This window comes from Streptomyces aurantiacus JA 4570, assembly GCF_000414115.1.
Taxonomy (GTDB): Bacteria; Actinomycetota; Actinomycetes; order Streptomycetales; family Streptomycetaceae; genus Streptomyces; species Streptomyces aurantiacus_A.
In genome coordinates, this window is sequence record NZ_AOPZ01000302.1 from 1 (window position 1) to 21,454 (window position 21,454).

The following is a 21,454-nucleotide window of genomic DNA, read 5'->3' on the forward strand; positions in this document are numbered from 1 at the left end:
GTCGACGGGGCCCCGCACACAGCACGTGTGCGGGGCCCCGTCGACGTACGTATGTGTACGAGCTACCTGCCGAGGCCGGTCAACGGGCCTGGGCCGCGAGCTCCTTGGCCGCTTCCGTGAGGTCCTTGGCGGTGTCGATGGCGCGCCAGTACGCGCCCTGCGGCAGCGGGAAGCCGGCCAGGCGCTTCTCGCGGGCCAGGCGCGGGAACGTGGTGCGCTCGTGGTCGCCGCGGTCGGGCAGCAGGGCGGTGAAGGACGCCGAGAAGACGTACACGCCCGCGTTGATGAGGTACGGCGACGGCGGCGCCTCGATGAAGTCCGTGATGTGGCCGAAGGCGTCCGTCTCCACGGCGCCCCAGGGGATCCGGGGGCGGGCGAGGGCCAGCGTGGCGGTGGCGTCGCGCTCGGCGTGGAAGGCGGCCATGTCGCGCAGCGAGAAGCGCGTCCAGATGTCGCCGTTGGTCGCGTACCAGGGCTGGTCGGCGTGCGGCAGGTGCGCGGCGGCGTACTTGAGGCCGCCGCCGCGGCCGAGGGGCTCCTTCTCGACGACCGTGGTGACCTTCAGCGGCAGCTCGGAGGAGTCGAGCCACTCCTGGAGCACCTCGGCGAGGTGGCCGCAGGAGACGACGGCGTCCGTGACGCCCTCGGCGGCGAGCCAGGCGAGCTGGTGGCCGATGATCGGGGTCCCCGTGCCGGGGATCTCGACCATCGGCTTGGGCCGGTCGTCGGTGTACGGGCGAAGGCGTGAGCCCTGGCCGCCGGCCAGGACGACGGCCTGCGTGGGCCGTACGGGATGGTGGGCACCGGTGGTCATGACGGCACCCTACGCGGCGGACGGGGCGGGCTTCAGCGCCGCCCCGGCCCCTGCCGGGCCCCTACCGGCCCTTGCCCCGCGCCGGCTCCTTTCTCGGCGTGGCCGTCCCGGGTGGGCTCGGCCACGCCCGGATCAGCCGTTCTGGTGGGCGGCCACGCCCGAGGCGAAGGCCGTGTCGCAGACCGGGCGCGCATAGGACTGGGCGCGGGTCGGGCCGTACGCCCGGACGGCGGCGCGGCCGAGGGCGCGGGCGATGGACACGCAGTGCTTGGCGAGCGACGGGTGCCGGTCGACCTCCTGCTGGAGATGCGTGAGGGCGGCGCCCGGGTTCTCCTCCTGGAGTTCCAGGAGCAGCCGGTCGCGCAGGATGTCCTGCGGGGCGCGGGACTTGGCCGGTGCGGACAGGTCGCCCGCGGACGCGGTCAGGACCGAATCCGAGGGGTTTCCGGACCAGTTGACCCGAGTGACCGCGAGCGTGCCGGACAGCACCAGGACGACGGGCAGGACGAGGGCGAGCGTGCGCCCGATGCGGCGGCCGGGGCCGCGGTGGCCCCGGCGCGACTTCTGGGTGTGGTTGGCGGAGTGCGTCACGCGAGTGAGAGTAGCGCCAGGTGATGATTTGGCGACATTTAGTCACCCGGTCGGGTGACCAGGAAAGTTGTTTGGCTGTTTGCGCGTTGACGTACGCAGATCGAAATGACGGATGTGCCGGGGTATTTGTCGACACGGTCTTGGGCGGCGCGGGCCGCGTCCCGAGTTCTCGGCGCACGCCCAAGGGCCCCGCACCGGGGTGCGGGGCCCTTGGGGCGTACGGAAGAAGCCGGTGTCCGGCGGTCAGTCGCTGAGGCGCTCGCCCGTCGACGTCGAGAAGACGTGGGTCTCGCCCGGCCGCGGCACGACGTGCAGCTGGGCGCCCTTCTCCGGGACCTGGCGGCCGTTCACGCGGACCACGAGGTCCTTCGGCTCGCCGCTGACCTCGGCGGTGCCGTAGACGTAGCCGTCGGCGCCGAGCTCCTCGACGACGTTCACGGACACGGCGAGGCCCGCCGGGGCGTCCTCGGTCTCCTTCGACAGGGACTTCGCGGCCGCGCCGTTGGTCTCGACGATGTCGAAGTGCTCCGGGCGGACGCCGACGGTGACGGTGCGGTCGCCCTTGTCGGCCGCGGCGGACAGCGCCTCGCGGTTCACCGGCACCACCGAGTTGCCGAACTTCACGCCGCCGTCGGTGATCGGGACCTCGACGAGGTTCATGGCGGGGGAGCCGATGAACCCGGCGACGAAGAGGTTGTTCGGCCGGTCGTACATGTTGCGCGGGGAGTCGACCTGCTGGAGCAGGCCGTCCTTGAGCACGGCGACCCGGTCGCCCATCGTCATGGCCTCGACCTGGTCGTGGGTGACGTACACCGTGGTGATGCCGAGGCGGCGCTGGAGGCTCGCGATCTGCGTACGCGTGGAGACGCGGAGCTTGGCGTCGAGGTTGGACAGCGGCTCGTCCATGAGGAAGACCTGCGGCTCACGGACGATCGCGCGGCCCATCGCCACGCGCTGGCGCTGACCGCCGGAGAGGGCCTTGGGCTTGCGGTCCAGATACTCCGTGAGGTCGAGGATCTTCGCGGCCTCCTCGACCTTCTGCCGGATGACGTCCTTGCTCACGCCCGCGATCTTGAGTGCGAAGCCCATGTTCGCGGCGACCGACATGTGCGGGTAGAGCGCGTAGTTCTGGAACACCATGGCGATGTCCCGGTCCTTGGGCGGCAGGTGCGTGACGTCGCGCTCACCGATGCGGATGGCGCCGGCGTTCACGTCCTCCAGGCCCGCGAGCATGCGCAGGGACGTGGACTTGCCGCAGCCGGACGGGCCGACCAGGACGAGGAATTCGCCGTCCTCGATCTCGATCTCGAGAGAGTCGACGGCGGGCTTGTCGGAACCCGGGTAGATCCGGGTCGCCTTGTCGAACGAAACAGTGGCCATGGTGAATGGGCCCCCTTCACCGGCAGGAACGTGCCGGACGATCCGAGTAAAGGATGGGTCTAGTCCACGTGGGTGAACTGCCCGTGACCGTACCCCGCAGGTCGTTGGTCTGTCAGTAGCCGAGGCGTCATCACCTTCCTCACCTTCGAGGAAATTTTCGACAGGGGGACCGGTCGTGTTGGTTACACTTCACGGGCACGCCCCGCCGCCGGGCCCGTGCGCGCCTCCTTAGCTCAGTTGGTCAGAGCGCCGCTCTTGTAAAGCGAAGGTCGTCGGTTCGAATCCGACAGGGGGCTCCGGACGACGAAGGCCCGGGACACCGAAGAGGTGTCCCGGGCCTTCGCGTTTCGGGCTCCGGCGTTTCGGATCTTCAGCGCGTCAGCAGCCCGTCGTCCACGGGCGGAGCTTCTCCGGGTTCCGTACCGCCCAGAGGCGCGTGATGTGGCCGTCCGCGAAGTCGAACGCGAGCACCGCGACGGTGACGCCGTCCTGCTGGATCACCAGGCCGGGCTGGCCGTTGACCGTGCGTTCCAGGAGGGTCTGGCCGGTGAGCTTGTCGGCGAGGCCGACCAGGTAGTGCGCGATCTCCTCGCCGCCTGCGATGGGGTGCGGCGCGGCGGCGGCCAGGCCGCCGCCGTCGGCCAGTGCCGAGGCGTCCGGGTCGAGGAGGCCGATGAGGGCGCCGATGTCCTTGGCCTCCCAGGCCCGCTTGAAGTCCCTGACGAGATCGGCGCGCCGGGCCGCCGGAGTCGGCGCGGCCGCCGGCGCGGGCGAGGTGCGCATGCGGCGACGGGCCGAGGAGGCCAGCTGGCGGCACGCCGCCGGGGTCCGGCCGACGATGTCGGCCACTTCGGCGAAGGAGTAGCGGAAGACGTCGTGCAGGATGAACGCGACGCGTTCGGCCGGGGTCATCGAGTCGAGCACGACGAGGAAGGCCATGTTGACCGACTCGTCGAGGGTGACGCGGTCCGCCGGGTCGACCGGGTCGGCCGTCCTGCCGCCGAACCCGCCGTCCATCCACTCCGTGCGATCGGGCAGCGGCTCCGGGATCCACTCGCCCACATAGCTCTCGCGCCGGACCCGCGCCGAGCGGAGCTGGTCGAGGCAGATGCGGCCCGCGACCCGCGTCAGCCAGGCCCCCGGGGAATCGATCGCCTCCTGCTGCCGCGGGGTCATGGCGTACCAGCGGACGTACGCCTCCTGCACGACGTCCTCGGCGTCGGCCAGCGAGCCGAGGAGCCGGTACGCGAGGTTGATCAGGTGGCGGCGTTCGCTCCGGACGGCGTCCAGGCCGGGGTCGGCGCCCAGGTCCGGATCGGCGTTCACGCCCGGTGCGGGTCCGTTGTCCACCGGTTCGGGCGGGTTCGGGTGGTTCATGGTGTCGGCGCTCCCTTGGCTGCGTCTGCCGTCACTCGTACGACGAGACAGCCCGCCGAAATGTGAGGTCGGCGCGTCACCTCACATTCCGGAGGGCTGTCTCGTCGTACCGGGTGGGGCGCACACGCGGCCCGTCCCGAGAAGAGGAGATCACCATGGACACCCGGCTCGACTTCATCACCAACCCGGTCTCGGGCAAGTCCCTGAAGCACCTGGTCGCTGCGGGCAAGGCGGTCGCGGAGTCGACGCTGTCGCCCACGACGAGGGAACTCGTCCTGCTCCGCGTCAGCCAGATCAACGGCTGCGGCTTCTGCGTCGACATGCACACCAAGGACGCCGCCGCGGCCGGGGAGAGCCAGGTGCGCCTCAACCTGGTCGCGGTCTGGCGCGAGGCCACCGTGTTCACCGACGCCGAGCGCGCCGCCCTGGAGCTGGCCGAGCAGGGCACCCGCATCGCCGACGCGGCCGGCGGCGTCACCGACGAGGCATGGGCGAACGCCGCCAAGCACTACGACGAGGAGGAGCTCGGCGCCCTGCTGACGTCCATCGCCGTCATCAACGCCTTCAACCGTCTGAACGTCATCACGGCGCGGCCCGCGGGCGACTACCAGCCCGGCCAGTTCGGCTGACCTGTGGCTCCGCGGTGGCCGGGCGCCCGCCCCGGCGCCCGGCCTCCGCCCGGGGCCGTTCCCGTCCGTCCCGTCCGTTCCCGTCAGCCCTTCCACCCCCAGGAGTGGCCCAGCATGTCCACCATCAGCAAGCTCAGTGAGCTGACCGGCGACTACGTCTTCGACGCCGCCCGCACCCGGATCGCCTTCGTCGCCCGGCACACGATGTCCACCCGGGTGCGCGGGCGGTTCGAGGTGTTCACGGGCGGCGCGTACCTGGACGGTGACCGCCCGTCGGAGTCCGGCGTATGGCTCACGATCCAGGCGAACAGCGTCCAGACCCGCAACCGGCAGCGGGACAAGCTGCTGCGCGGCAAGTTCCTGGAGGCGGGCAAGTATCCGACCCTCACCTTCACCTCGACCGCGGTGGCGCAGCTCGACGAGACCCACTACAAGGTCTCCGGTGACCTCGTCGTGCGCGGGGTCGCCCGCTCGGTGCCTGACCGGCGGCGGGACCGACGCGCACGGTGACGCGCACGTCGGCTTCACGGGCAGCGTCACGATCGACCGCATGGACTGGGGCGTGAACTGGAACGCCGGCACCTCGGCCATGATCAGCCCGAAGGTGACGCTGGAGTTCGACGTCGCCGCGATCCGGGAGTCCTGAGTCCCGGGCGCTGAGCCCTCAGTTTTCCGGGCCCTGGGCTCTCGGTTCTCCGGGCCCTGGCTCAGGCACGCCCCGACAGCCGGTCCGCAAGGCGCGCCCGCCTCGGCGCCTCGGCCGTGTGGGACGTCAGCTCCTTGCGGTCCGCCGCGCGGTACGTGGCGTACATCCCGTGCACCCCGAGCCACCGCAGCGGCTCCGGCTCCCACTTGCGGACCCGGTGGTTCACCCAGGGCAGGGCGGTGAGGTCGGTGGAGCCGGCCTGGCCGGAGTCCCGCTGGACCAGGTCGCGCAGGGTGCGGGCGGCGAGGTTGGCGGTGGCGACGCCCGAGCCGACATAGCCGCCCGCCCAGCCGAGGCCCGTCGCGCGGTCCAGGGTGACCGTGGCGCACCAGTCGCGCGGCACGCCCAGGACGCCCGACCAGGCGTGGTCGATCCGGACGCCGGTGAGCTGCGGGAAGAACCGGACCAGGATCTCGCGCAGCGCCTCGACGGTGGCCGCCTGCGTACGCCCGTCGTTGTCCGTCCTGGAGCCGAAGCGGTACGGCATCCCGCGGCCGCCGAGCGCGATGCGGTCGTCGGCGGTCCGCTGCGCGTACATGTACGCGTGCGCCATGTCGCCGAGCGTCTCGCGGCCCGCCCAGCCGATGGTGTCCCAGGCGTCGGCGGGCAGCGGGGCGGTGGCGATCATCGAGGAGTTCATCGGCAGCCAGGTGCGGCGCTGGCCCTTGAGCGCGGCCGTGAAGCCCTCCGTGCAGCGCAGCACGTAGGGGGCGCGGACCGTGCCGTACGGAGTGACGGCGTGCTTGGGCTTGATCTCCGTGACCGGCGTCGACTCGTGGATCGTGACGCCGAGCGCTGCCACGGCCGCCGCCAGGCCCTTCACGAGCTTCACCGGGTGCAGCCGGGCGCCGTGCGGGGTCCAGGACGAGCCGACGGCCCCGGCGACGCGGATCCGCTCGGCGGTCTCGCGGGCGCCGTGCAGCGTCCGGTCGCTCTCGCCGTACGAGAGTTCCGCCGCGTGAAAGTCCTTCAGGCGGGCCAACTGGGCGGGGGTGTAGGCGACTTCGAGGACGCCGCCGTGGTGGATGTCGGCGTCGATGCCCTCTTCGCCGGCGGCCCGGATCACCTCGTCGACGGTGGCGTTCATGGCCTGCTGGAGGCGGACGGCGGCCTCGTGGCCGTGCAGGCGGGCGTAGCGGTCGCGGCCCGCGATGCCGTTGTAGAGCCAGCCGCCGTTGCGGCCCGAGGCGCCGTAGCCGCAGAACTTCTGCTCCAGGACCGTGATGCGCAGGAAGGGCGCGGCCTTCTTCAGGTAGTACGCGGTCCACAGGCCCGTGTAGCCGCCGCCGACCACGCAGACGTCGGCCGTCGTGTCGCCGGGGAGGGGTTCGCGGGCGGTGGGGAGGCCGTCGTCGGCGTACCAGTGGGAGATGCCGCCGTTCACGGTGTTCGTGCTGCTCATGGGGCGGGAGGTTACGCTTTCGGGACCGCTTTTCGGGACCCTTTCGGGAGGACTGTTCATGGCCGTACGCAAGGCCGGGCGCGTGGTCGCGTCGGTGGCCGCCGTGGCGCTGCTGGGCGTCGCCGTCGCCGCGTGTGACTCGGACGACTCCGACGACGGCAAGGGGGCGAGCCGCAAGGTGACGGAGTCCCGGGGCTCGGAGGGGCGGCTGGAGTCGGACTCCCCGTCCGAGGGCGCCGCGTCCGAGGGGTCCGCCTCCGAAGGGGCCACGCCCTCAGCCTCCCCGGAGGCCGTCCCGGAGGCGAAGGTCCCGCCGGTCTCCGCCGGGCAGTTGGCCAAGGTGCCCGCCGCGGTGAAGGGCGGGGTGATCACGGTCGGCAAGCCGTCCGCCAAGCACACCGTCAAGGTGTACGAGGACCCGCGCTGCCCGTTCTGCAAGAAGTTCGAGGAGGGCGGCGCGCAGGCGCTGGTGGGGCCGCTGTCCGCCGGTGACGTGAAGGTCGAGTACACGATCGCCTCGTTCCTCGACAAGAACTTCGGCGGCAGCGGCTCGGTGAACGCCGCGAACGCCCTGCGGGCCGCCGTGGAGGCGGGCAAGTTCCCGCAGTTCCACTCCGCGGTCTTCACCAACCAGCCGGAGGAGAGCGAGGACGCGTTCACGCCCGCCTTCCTGCTGAAGATCGCCGACACGGTCGGCCTGCGCGACGCCGCCTTCAAGAAGGCGGTGAACAACGGCACGTACAAGAGCTGGGTCGGCACCGCCATGGAGGCGTTCGGGAAGGACGGCATCAGCGGGACGCCGACCGTCGTCGTCGACGGGGAGAAGGCGCCCTCCGAATCGCTGTACAGCGAGGGTGACTTCAAGAAGGTCCTGAAGGACGCCGGGATTTCCTGAAGCGGTGGCCTGTCCGGCCCAGGGTGACCTGTCCGGCATGAGCGGTGTCCGACATAAGTGGTGTCCGGAACCTTGTGGGTTCCGGGATAAATCGCATGTGGTGGCGGGGGCGCCTGAGTAGCGTCACCCGCGTGATCGACATCAAGGTTCCGGAAGAGCTGGTCCAGTCCCAGCACCTGTACGCGGGCGAGGCGGGCCGCGCCTTCATCGCCGCGCTGCCCGCCCGCGTCGCGGAGTTCGTCGACCGCTGGGAGCTGGAGGTCGTCGGGGATTCCAGGTACGGCATGGCGGCGCTCGTGCTGCCCGTGCGGCGGGCCGACGGGAGCGCCGCCGTGGTGAAGTTCCAGGTCCTCGACGAGGAGACCGAGAGCGAGCCGGTCGGCCTGCGGATCTGGAACGGCGACGGCGCGGTGCGGCTGCTCGACCACGACGCCGCGACCGGCACGATGCTGCTGGAACGCGCCCGGGACGGCCAGGAGTTGTCCACGTACGCCAAGGCGGGCCGCGCCGAGACCCGCAAGGCGGTCGTCGTCGTCGCCGAACTCCTCGCCCGCCTCACCGCCGTGCCCGCCCCGCCCGGCATGCGGACCCTCGGCGACATCGCGGGCCGGATGCTCGACGACACCCCGGCCGCCCTGAAGGCCCTCCGCGACCCCGCCGAGCGGGCCCTGATCGCGCGGTGCGCGGACGCCGTGCGCGAGGTCGTGGGCGAGCCCGGCGACCGGATGCTGCACTGGGACCTGCACTTCGACAACGTTCTCGCCGCCGACCGCGAGCCGTGGCTCGCCATCGACCCCAAGCCCCTCGCCGGCGACCCCGGCTTCGACCTGTGGCCCGCGCTCGACAACCTCTTCGAGGCGGACGAGGTGCTGTGGCGCTTCGACGCGATGACCGAGGTGCTCGGCCTCGACCGGGAGCGGGCGCGGGCCTGGACGCTGGGGCGGGTGCTGCAGAACGCGCTCTGGGACATCCCGGACGGGCGGCCGCTGCCGCCGGACCATCTGGAGGTGGCCCGGCGGCTGCTGGGGCGCTGAGGCGCTGAGGCGCGTCCCGGCCGGTGTTGACCCGCCGCCGCGGCCTGTGGCTTGCTGCGCTCATGATTCGTACCGCCACACCCGACGACGTCTCCCTCATCCACACCCTGGTCCGTGAGCTCGCCGAGTACGAGAAGGAGCCGCACGAGGCGCGCGCGACCGAGGCCCAGCTGCACGACGCGTTGTTCGGCGAGCGGCCCGCCGCGTACGCCCACATCGCCGTGGACGACGCGACGGGCCGGCCCGTCGGGTTCTCCCTGTGGTTCCTGAACTTCTCCACGTGGCGGGGTGTGCACGGCATCTACCTGGAGGATCTGTACGTACGTCCCGAGGCGCGCGGCGGCGGGCACGGCAAGGCGCTGCTGCGGGAGCTGGCCCGCATCTGCGTCGAGCGCGGCTACGAGCGCCTGGAGTGGTCCGTCCTCAACTGGAACGCGCCGTCCATCGCGTTCTACGAGGCGATGGGGGCGCGGCCGCAGGACGAGTGGACGGTGTACCGGCTGACCGACGGGGCGCTGGCCGAGCTCGGCGCGCGGTGACGGCGCCGCGTCGGCGGGCGCCCCGCCGGCTTATGTGGGCCGGAACTCTGGAGCGAGGGTTCTAGAACTCGTCCACGGTGTGCGGGAGATGCTCCGTGCGCAGGGCCGCGTCCAGCGTGGCCGCCGCGCCCGGGGTGTGCTCCGTGGCCAGGCCCGCCCGGACCACCGAGGTGACCGGCGTGCCGCCGAGGTAGGCGGAGGCGAGGTCGCGTACGTCGATGGCGAGGTCGGCGGGGTCGCTCGTGCGCTCGTACGTCGTGTACGTCGCGTCCTGTCCGTTCACCGTGAGGCGGAAGCGGCCCTCGTTGGCGGGGAGGTGGGCGTCCGTGACCTCCAGGACGAGGTCGGCGGGCGCGGCCCAGGAGCGGGCGAGGAGCGCGGCGCGTACGTCCACGAGCCGCAGCCGCAGCGCCGGGAAGTGGCCCGTCACCCGCACCTGGTCGCGGTCCGCCGCGAACAGGAGCAGCGGGTCGTCCACGGGGCGGCCCCAGGCGCGGATCACGCCCGTGAGGTCGATGCCGGCGAGGTAGCGCCACAGGGCGGCGGCGGCCCCCGGGGTGTCGGCCTCCAGCTCGTCGAGGCGGACGAGCCCGGAGGTGTCGTCGCGGGTCTTGGTGCGGTAGACGGCGTAGCCGGTGATGTCGGGGGTGCCGCCGGGCCGGCCGGCCTCGGGGCGGGCGCCCAGGACGACGACGCGCGGCGGCGACAGCTCGTCGTCCTCCTCGTCCTCCGTGACCAGCCACTCCTCGCTCCACCACGCCTCACTGCGGGCGATGCGGCCCGCGCGGTGGGCGCGGGTGCGGTCGTAGTACCCGCCGAGGAGGGCCGGGGCCTCCGCCGGGTCGACGAGGCGCAGGGGGCCGTCGTCCGGGGTGAGGCGCAGGGCCAGCGGACGCTCGGAGTTGATCTCCACGGTGTTGCCGTAGGTGGCGGGACCGAAGCCGAAGCGGCCGTAGATCGCGTCCTCGGAGGCCCACAGCGCGGCCAGCGGGTGGCCGTCCGCCACGCACTTCTCGTACAGCTTCGCGATCATCCCGGAGAGCACGCCGCGACGGCGGTGCGTCGGCGCCACGGAGACGAACGTCAGGCTGGGGCAGGGGAGTTCGCCGCCGGGCACGGAGACGGTGAACGGGAACGCGACGAGCACGCCGACCAGCGCGTCCCCGTCGTACGCGCCGATCCGGTGACAGCCGAGGAGCAGGTCGCGGTGGTGTTTGCGCTTCTCGTCCTCGGGCGTGTCGTGAAAGACGAGGTACGCCAGATCGAGGGCACGGTCGATGTCGGTCTCGGGGAGGGGGCGGATGGAGAGGAGGGAGGAGGCGAGGGGGGTGGCCGAGGGTGCGGAGTCCATATAACGGACGCTAATTCCCGTATCCCGCCCGAGCACCTGATTTTCGCCATTGGCCGCTGTTGCGTAGGGGGCGGGGGCGACTCCCTACGGGACGAGGACCACCTTCCCGTAAGTCCCGCGCGACTCGAGCGCGGCGTGCGCCGAGGCGGCCTCCGCCAGCGGAAACCGCTGCACGGCGGGCGTGAAGTACCCCCCGGCGTACGCCCGCAGCGCCGCGAGCTCCAGCACCCGCAGCGGGTTCTCCCCGCCGGCCTTCGCCAACATGGCCGGGCCCAACGGACTGACCTGCGAGATCCCCCGAGCGGCAAGCTCGTCCTCGCCCAGCACCGCGGGCCCCTTCTGCTCCGACCACCCGAACGTCACATGCGTACCGCCGTGCCCCAGCAACCCCACGAGCGCCCGCCCCGTGTCACCACCCACCCCGTCGAGAACAGCCGTCAGGGACCGCCCCCCGTCCCCGAGCCCCTTGAGGAACCCCCGCACCTCGTCCAGCCACCCCGCCTGCCGGTAGTCCACGGCGAGATCCGCCCCGTACCCCCGCACCCGCGCCACCTTCGCGGCCCCGCCCGCGAGCCCCACCACCGTGGCCCCCACATGCTTCGCGTACTGCACGAGCAGCGTCCCGATCCCGCCCGCCGCCGCCGGAATCGCCACCACCGACCGCGCGTCCAGCTCCACGAACCCCAGGACGCCCATCGCCGTACGGCCCGTCCCGATCAGCGCCACCGCCTCCGCGAAGTCCATCCCCTCCGGTCCGTCGGGGCCCTCGGCCCGCTCGGGAAGCTCGTGCAGCCGGGCCGCGTCGACGACCGTCAGCTCGGCGTACCCGCCGGGCACGAGGCCGATGTGCGCGACGACACGCTTGCCGAGCCAGCCGGCGGACACTCCCTCGCCCACCGACTCGACGGTTCCCGCGACCTCGCGGCCGGGGATCGTCGGCAGCGTCGGCAACTCCGGCAGCGGCCCCTTCTCGCCCCGGCGGATCGCCGTGTCGACCAGGTGAACGCCCGCCGCGGCGACGGCGATACGCACCTGCCCCGCCGCGGGACGCGGATCCTCGACCGTCTCGTACGTGAGGTTCTCGGCGGGGCCGAAGGCGTGGAGGCGGATGGCGTGCATGAGGGCTCCCTGCTGACGCGTGCACCGGGGCGGGTCCGTCCGGACCGCCCGCGTGTGCCGGGGCGGGTCCGTCCGGACCGCTGACTTTCGCCACTCTTCAACCTCAAGCAGACTTGAGGTCAACCCACGGCGTGCCGTCGTCCGGCCCGCCCGCTCCCGCCAACCCGCCCTTGCCCGTCAACGCCAGCGTCACCGCCTCCATCGCGCTGTTGAACGACACCTCCGACAGCAGCCCGGGCGCCGCCACCTGATCGCCCGCGAGATACACGCCGTCCCCGCGGTCCACCGCCGGCCGGTCCCGCCACGTGGTGCCGGGGCGGTCGAGCGCCCCCGTGCGGCCGTTGGCCACGGCGGCCCGCCGCCACGTCACGCGCTCCCGCCAGTCCCGGAAACCGAGGTCCAGCAGCCGCTCGGCGCGGGCGACCCCGTCCGCCTTGGACTCGCCCGGGCCGATCGGGATCTGGGCCTGGATGAGCTGCTCACCCGCGGGCGCGAGCGTCCGGTCCTGTGTGGTGAACCGCTCGATCCATCCGGTGCCGTCCAGGTCCGACAGCGCGAACAGGTCCCCGCGCCTGGTCCGCACCGCCACATCGACCAGCGTCGTACGTCCGCTCTCCCAGCGCAGCGTGTCGTCCCCGAGGAGGTGGCGCGCCGCGTCGAGCGACGTCGCCACGACGACCGGGCCCCGGGCCGCGAACTCCCCGATGTCGTCGATCCGCGTGAGCGTCTCCATCCGCACCCCCAGGTTCCACGCCATGCCCGCCATCCGGTCGATGAGCGCGCCCCAGCCGCCCACCGGATAGTGCGCCTCCGGCGGGAACTTCGTCGCCCGGCGCAGCCGCGTGTGCACGAACCGCGCCGACAGCGAGCCGGGGTCGTGGTGGAACAACGCCACCGCCGAGTAGTGCGCCGCGGCCCGCGCGCCCTCCTCTCCCACCTGCGCGCCGGCCCAGGTCGCGAAGTCCACGTCCACCGGCGCCTGTTCGGGAGAGCGCCGCAGCAGCTTCAGCATCGCGAAGGGCGGGGTACGGCGGAGCCGGCCATGGTGGTGGAGGCGCAGCCGGGTGCCTTCGATCGGCGGGATCGGCGCGAGGTCCCCGATCAGCCCGCGCTGCTTCAGCCACGTCCAGTGCGGCCCGCCGTTGTACAGCGCGTGCGGCCCCTCATTGGTCCTGTACGGCCCTTCGGCCGTGCGCGCCCGGCCGCCGAGGGTGTGATGCGACTCGTACAACGTGACCCGCGCCCCGGCCTCGGCGGCCGTGATCGCGGCGGTCAGCCCGGCGAAGCCGCCGCCGACCACGGTGACGTGGGGCCCCGGACGGCCGGGGGAGTGGTTTGCTCGGGTGGCGTGGGCCATGGACGGCCTCCGTTTCGGTCGACCCTCGCGGGCACGGGAACGCAGTCACCGTGTACGACGGACCGACCCCGCCCGAATGTGACATCCCCACGCCGACGTCCGTCAGCCCACCCGCGGATACCGCGCCTGCAACGTCCAGATCAGCGGATTCGCCCCCAGCCCGTCATGCAGGTCGATGAGGTCGGCCAGCAGGTCGTGCAGGAAGTCCCGCGCTTCCTTCCGCAGCTCCCCGTGCGAGAACGTGAGCGGCTCCTCCTCCGCCCTCATCCAGTCGGCCTCGATGTCCACCCACCCGAACCGCCGCACGAACAGCATCCGGTCCGTCGACTCCGTGAAGTCCAGCTCGGCATACCGCGGCCGCGACGCCCTGCTCCCCAGCGGATCCTTGTCCAGCTCCTCCACGATGTCGCACAGCGCCCACGCGAAGTCGAGCACCGGCACCCACCCCCACGCCGTACCCAGCTCCCGGTCCGCCTTGGTGTCCGCCAGATACACATCCCCGCAGAACAGGTCGTGCCGCAGCGCGCGGGCGTCCGCTTCGCGATAGTCCAGCTGCGGCGGGTCCGGAAAACGGCGGGAAAGGGCGTAACCAATATCGAGCACGCGCCCGATGGTGCCACGCCAGGAGCCCCGCAGGGCGGTGGCCATAGGATCACGGAGGTGAACTACCGAGCCACCGCCCCTCTGACCAGGGGGCCCCGCGCCCGCCGCACCGCGCCCGCCGCCCTGGCCGCCCTGACCCTCACCGCGCTCACCGCCTGCACCGGCGGCGGAGCGGACGGCACCCCCGGCGCCGCGGGGGTCCGCGACCCGTTCTTCCCGAAGCTCGGCAACGGGGGATACGACGTGGCGCACTACGGCCTGACCCTCGGCTACGACCCCGAGTCCCGCCACCTCACCGGCACGGCGGAGATCACGGCCCGCGCCACCAAGAACCTCAGCGCCTTCAACCTCGACCTCAAGGGCCTTCAGGTCGAGGAGGTCACCGTCGAGGGCAAGGAGGCCCGCTTCAGCCGGGAGGGCGACGAGCTGACCGTGCGCCCGCGCGACGACCTCGACCGGGGCGAGACGTTCCGCGCGACCGTCCGCTACTCCGGCACACCGCAGACGGTCACCGACGCGGACGGTTCCAAGGAAGGCTGGCTGAAGGGGGAGCAGAGCGCGCTCGCCGTCGGCGAGCCGGCGGGCTCGATGGCGTGGTTCCCGGGCAGCAACCACCCGAGCGACAAGGCCGCGTACGACATACGGATCACCGTGCCCAAGGGCCTGAAGGCCATTTCCAACGGCGAGTTGACGAACGAGACCACGACGAACGGCCGCACCACGTTCGCCTGGCACAACGCCGAGCCCATGGCCGGCTATCTGGCGACGGTGGCGATCGGCGCGTACGACACGAAGAAGTCGATGACGTCGAAGTCGGAGTCCGGCATCCCGGTGTTCACGGCGATCGACCCGACGATGCCGGAGGACAAGTACAAGAAGACGGCGAAGGTCCTGGCGAAGATCCCCGAGATCATGGACTGGGCGGAACTCAACTTCGGTGCCTACCCCTTCTCCTCGACCGGCGCGATCGTCGACGACCGGGTGAACCTGGGCTATGCCCTGGAGACCCAGACCAAGCCGGTGTTCCCCGTCTCCGACGCCGACACGTCGACCCTCGTCCACGAGCTGGCCCACCAGTGGTTCGGCAACTCGGTCACGCCGAAGACATGGCAGGACATGTGGCTCAACGAGGGTTTCGCGACCTACGCGGAGTGGCTGTGGGAGGAGGACAACGGCGGCGACAGCGCCCAGGACACCTTCGACGCGCTGTACGAGGGGGACTACTACGAAACCGAGGAGGACAACGAAGCCATCTGGGACTTCCCGCCCGCGCGGCAGCCGGACGCGGCGCGCATCTCGGACGATCCGGTGTACGACCGGGGCGCGATGGTGATCCACAAGATCCGCGAGACGGTCGGCGACGACACCTTCTACGACATCGTCCAGGGCTGGGCGAAGTCCCACCGGCACGGCAACGCGAACACGAAGGACTTCACGGAGTACGTCGAGAAGCACGCGGGCGACGACGAGTCGCGCGAGGAGCTGAAGCAGGTGTGGGCGGACTGGCTCTACGGGGACGGGAAGCCGGAGAACCCATAGGCCCACGGAGGCCCACGGCACGTCCACGGAGCGGGGACGGGCCCCGACCGGTGTGCCCGGTCGGGGCCCGTCACTTGTCCTGCGGGACTCAGACGTTGACGCCGAAGTCCTGCGCGATGCCGACGAGGCCCGAGGCATAGCCCTGGCCGACGGCGCGGAACTTCCACTCGGCGCCGCTGCGGTACAGCTCGCCGAAGACCATGGCGGTCTCGGTGGCGGCGTCCTCCGACAGGTCGTACCGGGCGATCTCGGTGCCGCCGGCCTGGTTCACGATGCGGATGAACGCGTTGCGGACCTGGCCGAAGTTCTGCGAGCGGTTCTCGGCGTCGTAGATCGAGACCGGGAAGACGATCTTCTCGACGTCGGCGGGGAGGCCCGCGAGGTTGACGTTGATCTGCTCGTCGTCGCCCTCGCCCTGGCCGGTGACGTTGTCACCGGTGTGGACGATGGTCTGGTCCGGCGTCGCCTTGTTGTTGAAGAAGACGAAGTGGGCGTCCGAGAAGACCTTGCCCTGGGGGTTCACCGCGATGGCGGAGGCGTCCAGGTCGAAGTCGGTGCCCGTGGTGGTGCGGACGTCCCAGCCGAGGCCGACCGTGACGGCGGTCAGGCCCGGTGCCTCCTTGGTGAGCGAGACGTTGCCGCCCTTGGACAGGCTTACAGCCATTGTTGGGAGTCCCTTCCTAGTTGCGTGAGTACAACCGAGTACTGCCTGCGTACTGTGCGGGCTTCATGCTGGCACGAAGCTACCGACACCCCTATGAACGCCGAGGGGGGTATCGAAGGTTCCACATGCCGGGCACTCTCTTTACGTTCTTTACTCGCGGGCGCGACGGAGGCGCGGAAGGGCGCCGGTGGCTGTCCGGCCTGCGCTCCTGTGCTGAAAAGAGGGTGACGTGCGGGCCCCGGCACGGGACCATGGTGCACATGTCCGGTCACCGCCCTTACGTCATCCGTGGCTCCGTCTCGCTGCCCGAGGCCGAGCTGATGTGGCGTTTCTCGCGGTCCTCCGGGCCCGGCGGGCAGCACGTCAACACCAGTGACTCGCAGGCCGAGGTGCGCTTCGACCTCGCGGGGACGCAGGCGCTGCCCGAGGTGTGGAAGGAGCGGGCCCTCGAGCGGCTCGCGTCCCGGCTCGTGGACGGCGTCATCAGCGTCCGGGCGAGCGAGCACCGGTCGCAGTGGCGGAACAGGGAGATGGCGGCCACCCGCCTCGCCGCCCTGCTCGCCGAGGCCACCGCCCCGCCGCCCAAGCCGCGCCGCGCCACCCGCATTCCGCGCGGGATCAACGAGCGGCGGCTGCGGGAGAAGAAACGGCGCGGGGAGACCAAGCAGGGCCGGTCGGGCAAGGACTGGGGCTAGGGCCTGTCCGGTGGGTCGGCGCGGCGCCGCTAGCCCAGCTGCCGGTAGCGGCCCTTGAAGTACATCAGCGGCCCCCCGTCCGCGCTCGGCAGTTCCGCCGTCAGGACGCGGCCGATCACGAGCGTGTGGTCACCCGCCGTCACGGTCTGTTCCGTGCGGCACTCGAGGGTCGCGAGCGCGCCGCCCACCAGCGGGGCGCCGGAGGTGTCCCCGCGTACGTACGGGATGTCGTCGAAGAGCAGACGGTCGCTGATGCGGCCCTTCATGGCGAAGCGGCCCGCGACGTGGCGCTGGCTCTCGGACAGGACCGACACCGCCCACAGCGGCTGCTCCGCGAGCAGGTCGTCCATGCGGGAGCCCTCGCGCAGGCTGACCATGACCAGCGGCGGGTCCAGCGAGACGGAGAGGAAGGCCGTCGCCGTCATGCCGACGTCCTCGCCGCCGGGGGCGTTCGGGTCGTCCGGGTCCAGCGGGGGTTCGTGGGCCGTCACCAGGACCACGCCCGCGGCCAGGCGGGACATGGCGGCGCGGAACTCTTCGTTGCTCACTCCCACAGGATGAACCCCCGCCGGGCGAGGGGTGGACAGGGTCTGGGTGTTCATGGTCAGGTCGGCAGCCACGCTCTCGACGCTAGCCGCGGACCCGAGCGTTCCGCATCGGCCCCCGGGCCGAGGCCGGTCCTAGGGCGAGACCTAGGTCCACTAGCTCAAATCGGGCTCAACTCCCGGTCTCAAATCGGACCTCTCACCTGTGACTTGAGTCACAGGGCCCATATTTTGTTGACCCTGTGTACCGAGTGGGCAGCTCGCTGTGATTCAGTGACCGTGGCAATCGGACAGACACAGAAAAGCTGATGGCACACCAGCGCCGAGCGCGACGAAGCGTGCAGGCGGGGAGCCTCAGCGAGGACACAGAGGACGCTGCGGATCCTGGAGTTGCTGTCGAGGTCTCGGGGAGAGCGAGCATGGAGACCGAGTCGGAGCCGTACGTCCGTCTTGCGACCCTGCGGCAGCTCCATCAGGTGGTTGCGGACCTCAACACGGCCCGCAGCCTCGCGGACACGCTGCAGACCGTCGCCGACGGCGTGGTCAACGGCCTTGGCTATGAGCTGGCGTGCGTCAATCTCGTGCGCCCGGACGGCGATCTCGTCGTCGCCGCCTTCGCGGGCAACCCGGCCGCCGAGGCCCTGATCACCGGCCGGGTCGGCTCCCGTGAGTCCTGGGAGCGCCGCCTGGCCATGGGCGAGGCGTGGGGCGCCCTGCGCTTCATCCCGTACACGGAGGGCTGGGTCCTCGACGAGGACGACGTGCCGCAGTGGTACACGGAAGGACCCGAGCCCCGCTTCGAGGACGAGTGGCACCCCTCCGACCGGCTCTTCGCGCCCATGTACGCGACCGGGGCGTCGGGCGGCGAGCTGATCGGCGTGATCTCCGTGGACCGCCCGCGCAACGGGCGCAGGCCCGGCGCGTGGGGGCGCGAAGCCCTCCAGATGTACGCCTTCCAGGCCGCCATCGCCATCAGCAACGCACGCCTGCGCGCCAACATGCAGCGCGCCCTGGTCCGCCTGGAGCGCGAGCAGCAGGCGCTGCGGGCCAGCGAGGAGAGCTTCCGGCAGGCGTTCGAGTACGCGCCCAGCGGCATGGCCATCGCCGAGATGGGCGGCGACCAGCACGGGCGCATCCTGCGCACCAATGACGCGCTGTGCCGCCTCCTCGGCCGCCCGGCCTCCGCGATGCGGCGCTACTCCTTCTCCGACCTCGTCCACCCCGAGGACATCGGGACGCTGCTGCGGACGTCGGCCGAGGGCGGGCGGGCCGAGCTGCGGTTCGGGCGCAGGGACGGGACGTACGTCTGGGTCTCGCTGCGGAACTCGGTCGTCGCCGACGCCGCGGACGGGCCCCGGTTTCTGCTCACGCACGTCGAGGACATCGAGGAGCGCAAGCGGCGCGAGCTGCAGCTCGCGCACCGCGCCTCGCACGACTCGCTGACCGGCCTTCCGAACTCCGCCGAGCTGCGCGCCCGGCTCAGCGCCCGCCTCTGCCGCAGGCCGCACGCCGGGCAGCCGTCCACGGTGGACTCGCTGGACGCGGCGTACGACAACAGCGGTCTTTACGCGCCCGGCCACGCCTCCGGGAACGGCCACGGCCCGGTCATGGGCGGACACACCGGGATGCACGGCGACGGCTACGACCACCACGTGCACACGGTCGCCCCGCCCGAGGAGGCCGACCCGGACGACGGCACCAAGGGGCTCGCCGTCCTCTTCTGCGACCTCGACGGCTTCAAGTCGATCAACGACCGCTTCGGGCACCACACCGGTGACGCCGTCCTCATCGAGGTCGCCCGGCGCCTGACCAACGGCGTCCGGGACGGCGACACGGTGGCGCGGCTCGGCGGCGACGAGTTCGTGGTGCTCGCGGACGGGCTCGGCCGGGCCGACGCGCAGGACCTCGCGGTGCGGCTGCGGAACGCGATCATCCCGCCGATCCGGGTGGACGGCCGCGCCGTGCGCGTGGGCGCCAGCTTCGGCATCGGATGGGCACATTGCGGGATGTCCGCGGACGAAGTGTTGCATTCCGCGGATCAGCGGATGTACGTCGAGAAACGTTCCCGTGCCAAGCAGCACCGGCGGGCCGGGTGAGGGCCAACTCCGCACGCTGTCGCCCCTGATGGCGCCTGTGGTGGCGTCAGTGGCGGTGTCTGTGATGTTGTCCGTGTTGTTGTACGTGATGCTGTCAAGGTCACCTTGGGCGGTCACCCGAAGCGGGTAGGCTCGCCGCATCCGCGATGCGAGGGAGTGACCTGCGAATGACGCCCGGCAATAACGGCGAGCACACGCCGCGCGCGCCAGAGGGCGATGACGACCCGTTCGGCTACCTGTACGCGGACGGCCAGGCGGCCGGCGCGACACCGCCCTCCGGGGGCGGCGGGTACGGCTACCCGGGGCCGCGGTCCTCGTACAACCACGTGCGCGCGGTCGGCGAGCGGCAGTACGGGCAGCAGGGCCAGCAGGGTCACGCCCAGGGCCAGGCCCCGGCGTACGGCTACCCGCCGCCCGCCCAGGCGCCGCGGCAGGCGCCCGGGCAACCCAACGCCCACTACGCCGCGCCGGAGGCACAGCACGGCGTCACCGCGCCCATGCGGCACGCGGGCGGGCCCGGTGCGCCCGGCACGCACGCCGGAGCCGGGAGCGGCGGGGGGCGCGGGCGGGGGCCCAACACCAAGGGCCTGCTGATCGGCGCCATCGCCGTCGTCGCCGTCGTGTCCCTCGGCATCGGGGCCGCGATGATGTTCGGCGGGGGCGACGGGGGCGACGACAAGGACCAGGCGGGTCCGTCCCAGAACCAGTCCGCCCCCGAGGAGCCGAGCCCCACCGCCTCCAAGGGCGACGACGGCAAGAAGCCCGACGCCGAGCTGCCCAAGACCGACGCCAAGGCGCTCAAGCTGGAGGGCGGCACCACCACCGCGTCCGACATCGAGGGGGCCAAGTCCGCCGGCGGCGTGTACGTGGCCGGGCTCGACAAGCCCGGCGCGCAGGTGACCTGGAACGTCGACGGGATCCCCAAGAGCGGCGCCTACACCGTCTTCGTGGGGTACTCCGTGCCGGGCAAGGCCGCCGAGACCACGCTCGGCATCAACGGGACCCCTTCCGGGCGGAAGCTCAACATGGACAACTTCACCGGGGCGAAGGAAGGTGCCTGGGACAAGGGGTGGACGAAGACGTTCGCCTTCGTCCAGCTCAACAAGGGCACGAATACGATCTCTGTGTCCTGCCAGGCGGGGGACGAGTGTGAGGCTGTGCTTGATCGGGTGTGGTTGAAGGCGGGCCACGTCAAGGAGTGAGTTCTCCCCAACCCCGCCCCTTCCCGTAACCAGGGGGCTGCCGCGTCCTCAAACGCCGGACGGGCTTAAACCACGAGCCGCAGGAACGACTCCGTCACCCCGGCCATCGCCTCTCTGGCCGGGGTCAGGTATTTGCGGGGGTCGACCCCGGTCGCATGCGTCGCGAGGTACTCCCGCACCTCGCCCGTGAACGCCGTGTTCAGGGCCGTGCCCACGTTGATCTTTGTCATGCCGGAGGCGACGGCCTGGCGGATCTCCGGGTCGGGTACGCCGCTTGAGCCGTGCAGGACCAGGGGGACGGGCACGGCCTGGCGCAGGGAGCGGATCAAGTCGTGGTCCAGGGTGGCCGTGCGCTCCGTCATCGCGTGGGAGGAGCCGACGGCCACGGCCAGGGCGTCGATGCCGGTGTCGGCGACGTAGGCGGCCGCCTCGGCGGGGTCCGTGCGGGCGCCGGGGGCGTGCGCGTCCAGGGGGGCCTCGCCGGCCTTGCCGCCCACCTCGCCCAGCTCCGCCTCGATCCAGATGCCGCGCTCGTGGCCCCAACGCACCGCCTCGGCGGTCTCCTTGACGTTGTCGGCGTAACTCAGCTTCGACGCGTCGAACATCACCGAGCTGAAGCCCTCCGCGTGCGCGGCGCGCAGCAGCTCGGGGTCCGTGACGTGGTCGAGGTGGAGGGAGAGGGGGGCGGAGGAGGCGCGGGCGACGGCGGTGGCCGCCGCGGCGATCGCGGCGAGGCGGCCGCCGTGGAACTTGACGGCGTTCTCGGATATCTGGAGGACCGCCGCGGTGCCCGCGCGCTCCGCGCCCAGCGCGATGGCCTCCGCGTGCTCCAGCGTGATGACGTTGAAGGCCGCGACGCCGCGCCCTTCCGCGGCCGCCCGTGCGACGAGTTCGCCGGTGGTGGTGAGTGGCATGC

General features: G+C 71.9%; 22 protein-coding genes and 1 tRNA gene. 11 read left to right on the forward strand and 12 right to left on the reverse strand.

The genetic code is table 11. The annotated features are described in order from the left end of the window. Nucleotides 1–79: 79 nt before the first annotated feature. From STRAU_RS26425 to STRAU_RS26435, 3 genes are all read right to left on the reverse strand, one after another. Complete coding sequence (locus STRAU_RS26425) at nucleotides 80–814, reverse strand: nucleotidyltransferase family protein (protein ID WP_016643455.1); 735 nt, start codon at nucleotides 812–814, stop codon at nucleotides 80–82. Between the two features lie 132 nt (nucleotides 815–946). Further along, on the reverse strand, nucleotides 947–1,405 hold the full coding sequence (locus STRAU_RS26430; protein WP_016643456.1) for a hypothetical protein: 459 nt from the start codon (nucleotides 1,403–1,405) through the stop codon (nucleotides 947–949). Between the two features lie 243 nt (nucleotides 1,406–1,648). Continuing rightward, complete coding sequence (locus tag STRAU_RS26435; protein ID WP_016643457.1) at nucleotides 1,649–2,785, reverse strand: ABC transporter ATP-binding protein; 1,137 nt, start codon at nucleotides 2,783–2,785, stop codon at nucleotides 1,649–1,651. Between the two features lie 222 nt (nucleotides 2,786–3,007). Between STRAU_RS26435 and STRAU_RS26440 the strand changes: the two genes are divergently transcribed. Continuing rightward, nucleotides 3,008–3,081, forward strand: a tRNA-Thr gene (locus STRAU_RS26440). A gap of 82 nt (nucleotides 3,082–3,163) precedes the next feature. Here the strand turns inward: STRAU_RS26440 and sigJ are convergent. Then, the gene (gene sigJ, locus STRAU_RS26445) at nucleotides 3,164–4,162 is read right to left on the reverse strand and encodes an RNA polymerase sigma factor SigJ (RefSeq protein ID WP_016643458.1); all 999 of its coding nucleotides are present in this window, start codon (nucleotides 4,160–4,162) and stop codon (nucleotides 3,164–3,166) included. 155 nt (nucleotides 4,163–4,317) lie between these two features. On the opposite strand from sigJ, the gene STRAU_RS26450 reads away from it, so the two are divergent. From STRAU_RS26450 to STRAU_RS44735, 3 genes are all read left to right on the forward strand, one after another. Beyond that, nucleotides 4,318–4,791, forward strand: coding sequence for a carboxymuconolactone decarboxylase family protein (locus STRAU_RS26450; protein WP_016643459.1), 474 nt, complete (start codon nucleotides 4,318–4,320; stop codon nucleotides 4,789–4,791). Between the two features lie 114 nt (nucleotides 4,792–4,905). Then, a complete protein-coding gene (locus STRAU_RS26455) occupies nucleotides 4,906–5,301 on the forward strand; it encodes a YceI family protein (protein ID WP_016643460.1) in 396 nt (131 codons plus the stop codon). A gap of 40 nt (nucleotides 5,302–5,341) precedes the next feature. Beyond that, nucleotides 5,342–5,437, forward strand: coding sequence for a YceI family protein (locus tag STRAU_RS44735; protein WP_016643461.1), 96 nt, complete (start codon nucleotides 5,342–5,344; stop codon nucleotides 5,435–5,437). Between the two features lie 61 nt (nucleotides 5,438–5,498). Here the strand turns inward: STRAU_RS44735 and STRAU_RS26460 are convergent, their stop codons facing one another. Further along, complete coding sequence (locus STRAU_RS26460; RefSeq protein ID WP_016643464.1) at nucleotides 5,499–6,899, reverse strand: NAD(P)/FAD-dependent oxidoreductase; 1,401 nt, start codon at nucleotides 6,897–6,899, stop codon at nucleotides 5,499–5,501. A 58-nt stretch (nucleotides 6,900–6,957) separates the two neighbouring features. On the opposite strand from STRAU_RS26460, the gene STRAU_RS39200 reads away from it, so the two are divergent. The 3 genes from STRAU_RS39200 (at nucleotide 6,958) to STRAU_RS26475 (ending at nucleotide 9,367) form a co-directional block, all read left to right on the forward strand. Next, nucleotides 6,958–7,794 (forward strand): DsbA family protein, encoded by an 837-nt coding sequence (locus tag STRAU_RS39200; RefSeq protein WP_016643462.1) that lies wholly within the window; start codon nucleotides 6,958–6,960, stop codon nucleotides 7,792–7,794. Nucleotides 7,795–7,889: 95 nt separating this feature from the next. Beyond that, a complete protein-coding gene (locus STRAU_RS26470) occupies nucleotides 7,890–8,828 on the forward strand; it encodes an aminoglycoside phosphotransferase family protein (RefSeq protein WP_052029284.1) in 939 nt (312 codons plus the stop codon). Nucleotides 8,829–8,890: 62 nt separating this feature from the next. Next, nucleotides 8,891–9,367 carry a GNAT family N-acetyltransferase gene (locus STRAU_RS26475; protein WP_016643465.1) on the forward strand — a complete coding sequence of 159 codons (477 nt, stop codon included), beginning with the start codon at nucleotides 8,891–8,893 and terminating at the stop codon, nucleotides 9,365–9,367. A 61-nt stretch (nucleotides 9,368–9,428) separates the two neighbouring features. Here the strand turns inward: STRAU_RS26475 and STRAU_RS26480 are convergent, their stop codons facing one another. The 4 genes from STRAU_RS26480 to STRAU_RS26495 all read right to left on the reverse strand — a co-directional run bounded on the left by STRAU_RS26480 (nucleotide 9,429) and on the right by STRAU_RS26495 (nucleotide 13,842). Continuing rightward, entirely contained in the window at nucleotides 9,429–10,718 is a 1,290-nt protein-coding gene (locus STRAU_RS26480; protein ID WP_016643466.1) for a GNAT family N-acetyltransferase, read from the reverse strand. A gap of 84 nt (nucleotides 10,719–10,802) precedes the next feature. Beyond that, nucleotides 10,803–11,837 (reverse strand): alcohol dehydrogenase catalytic domain-containing protein, encoded by a 1,035-nt coding sequence (locus tag STRAU_RS26485; RefSeq protein ID WP_016643467.1) that lies wholly within the window; start codon nucleotides 11,835–11,837, stop codon nucleotides 10,803–10,805. 103 nt (nucleotides 11,838–11,940) lie between these two features. Beyond that, the gene (locus STRAU_RS26490; RefSeq protein ID WP_052029287.1) at nucleotides 11,941–13,194 is read right to left on the reverse strand and encodes an NAD(P)-binding protein; all 1,254 of its coding nucleotides are present in this window, start codon (nucleotides 13,192–13,194) and stop codon (nucleotides 11,941–11,943) included. Nucleotides 13,195–13,296: 102 nt separating this feature from the next. Then, entirely contained in the window at nucleotides 13,297–13,842 is a 546-nt protein-coding gene (locus STRAU_RS26495; RefSeq protein WP_016643470.1) for a hypothetical protein, read from the reverse strand. Between the two features lie 12 nt (nucleotides 13,843–13,854). Between STRAU_RS26495 and STRAU_RS26500 the strand changes: the two genes are divergently transcribed. Next, the gene (locus STRAU_RS26500) at nucleotides 13,855–15,336 is read left to right on the forward strand and encodes a M1 family metallopeptidase (RefSeq protein ID WP_016643469.1); all 1,482 of its coding nucleotides are present in this window, start codon (nucleotides 13,855–13,857) and stop codon (nucleotides 15,334–15,336) included. An 88-nt stretch (nucleotides 15,337–15,424) separates the two neighbouring features. On the opposite strand, the gene STRAU_RS26505 is transcribed toward STRAU_RS26500, so the two are convergent. Then, nucleotides 15,425–16,000 carry a TerD family protein gene (locus STRAU_RS26505; protein ID WP_016643471.1) on the reverse strand — a complete coding sequence of 192 codons (576 nt, stop codon included), beginning with the start codon at nucleotides 15,998–16,000 and terminating at the stop codon, nucleotides 15,425–15,427. A gap of 251 nt (nucleotides 16,001–16,251) precedes the next feature. Here STRAU_RS26505 and arfB point away from each other — a divergent pair, with 251 nt between their 5' ends. Then, nucleotides 16,252–16,695 (forward strand): alternative ribosome rescue aminoacyl-tRNA hydrolase ArfB, encoded by a 444-nt coding sequence (arfB, locus tag STRAU_RS26510; RefSeq protein ID WP_016643472.1) that lies wholly within the window; start codon nucleotides 16,252–16,254, stop codon nucleotides 16,693–16,695. Nucleotides 16,696–16,724: 29 nt separating this feature from the next. On the opposite strand, the gene STRAU_RS26515 is transcribed toward arfB, so the two are convergent. Continuing rightward, nucleotides 16,725–17,297 carry a flavin reductase family protein gene (locus STRAU_RS26515; protein WP_106968051.1) on the reverse strand — a complete coding sequence of 191 codons (573 nt, stop codon included), beginning with the start codon at nucleotides 17,295–17,297 and terminating at the stop codon, nucleotides 16,725–16,727. Nucleotides 17,298–17,659: 362 nt separating this feature from the next. On the opposite strand from STRAU_RS26515, the gene cdgB reads away from it, so the two are divergent. Both cdgB and STRAU_RS26525 read left to right on the forward strand, forming a co-directional pair. Next, the gene (gene cdgB, locus STRAU_RS26520) at nucleotides 17,660–19,336 is read left to right on the forward strand and encodes a diguanylate cyclase CdgB (protein WP_016643474.1); all 1,677 of its coding nucleotides are present in this window, start codon (nucleotides 17,660–17,662) and stop codon (nucleotides 19,334–19,336) included. Between the two features lie 167 nt (nucleotides 19,337–19,503). Next, a complete protein-coding gene (locus STRAU_RS26525; RefSeq protein WP_016643476.1) occupies nucleotides 19,504–20,538 on the forward strand; it encodes a CBM35 domain-containing protein in 1,035 nt (344 codons plus the stop codon). Nucleotides 20,539–20,603: 65 nt separating this feature from the next. Here STRAU_RS26525 and STRAU_RS26530 read toward each other — a convergent pair whose 3' ends face one another. Beyond that, a complete protein-coding gene (locus tag STRAU_RS26530; RefSeq protein ID WP_016643477.1) occupies nucleotides 20,604–21,452 on the reverse strand; it encodes a class II fructose-bisphosphate aldolase in 849 nt (282 codons plus the stop codon). Between the last annotated feature and the right edge of the window lie 2 nt (nucleotides 21,453–21,454).